1 protein-coding gene is annotated in these 1091 nt (G+C 67.3%); it reads left to right on the plus strand.

All coding sequences use genetic code 11. From position 1 onward, the window contains the following. Window positions 1-107: 107 nt before the first annotated feature. Complete coding sequence (locus ABZ493_RS21760; protein ID WP_430584200.1) at window positions 108-1064, plus strand: IS481 family transposase; 957 nt, start codon at window positions 108-110, stop codon at window positions 1062-1064. The last annotated feature ends 27 nt before the right edge of the window (window positions 1065-1091 follow it).

Below are 1091 nucleotides of genomic sequence, written 5' to 3' on the forward strand. Positions count from 1 at the left end.
GGCCTAGGTGTACCCGGCCAAGAGGTTGGTGCCAGTTCCGGTTGTCGAAGGGAGGACCCCCGGGCTTAGTGGAGATGTCTGACGTCTTCACCAGTCCGGAGGTCCTCGTGTCCCACGCTAATGCCCGTCTGACCGTTCACGGCAGGATGTTGATCGTCCAGCGTCGTGAGCAGGGTTGGAAGCAGGCTCATATCGCCGCGGCGATGGGAGTCTCACGCAAGACGGTGCGGTACTGGCTGCACCGGTTCGTCACCGAGGGCGAGGCGGGATTGCATGACCGGTCCTCGCGCCCGCACCGCTGCCCGACCAAGACCCCGGCGCAGGTCGAGGCGAAGGTCGTGGCACTTCGTCGGGCCGAGCGGCGCGGTCGGGACCAGATCGCAGCCGAGGTCGGTCTGCCGCCCCGGACCGTCTCGCGGATCCTGATCCGGCACGGCATGCCGCACCTGGCCGCACTGGACCCGATGACCGGTGAACGACTGCGGGCCTCGAAGACCACCGCGATTCGGTATGAGCGCGACCGGCCAGGCGAGCTGGTGCACATGGACGTCAAGAAGCTCGGACGCATCCCCGACGGCGGCGGGTGGCGCGCCCACGGCCGTGAGAACCGCGAGAAGACTCGCAGCAGGAACGACAAGATCGGCTACGACTACGTCCACTCCCTCGTGGACGACCACTCCAGACTGGCCTACTCCGAGATCTTGCCCGACGAGAAGGGCACCACCTGCGCCGCGTTCCTGGACCGCGCGATCGCCTACTTCGCCGCCCACGGCATCACCCGGATCGAACGCCTCATGACCGACAACGCGTGGGCCTACCGCTGGTCGCTGCGCCAGATCTGCACCGCCCGCGGCATTCGGCAGAAGTTCATCCGCCCGCACTGCCCATGGCAGAACGGCAAGGTCGAGAGACTCAACCGCACCCTGGCCACCGAATGGGCCTACCGGCAGGTCTTCACCTCAAACGCCGAACGCGCCGCAGCCCTGGCACCCTGGCTCGAGTACTACAACACCCGACGTCGCCACCAAGCGCTCGGCGGGCTCCCGCCGATCAGCCGGCTGTAACCAACGTCGTGGCCGGGTACACCTAGG

The sequence above is a fragment of the Isoptericola sp. NPDC019482 genome (assembly GCF_040632295.1).
Lineage (GTDB): Bacteria > Actinomycetota > Actinomycetes > Actinomycetales > Cellulomonadaceae > Isoptericola.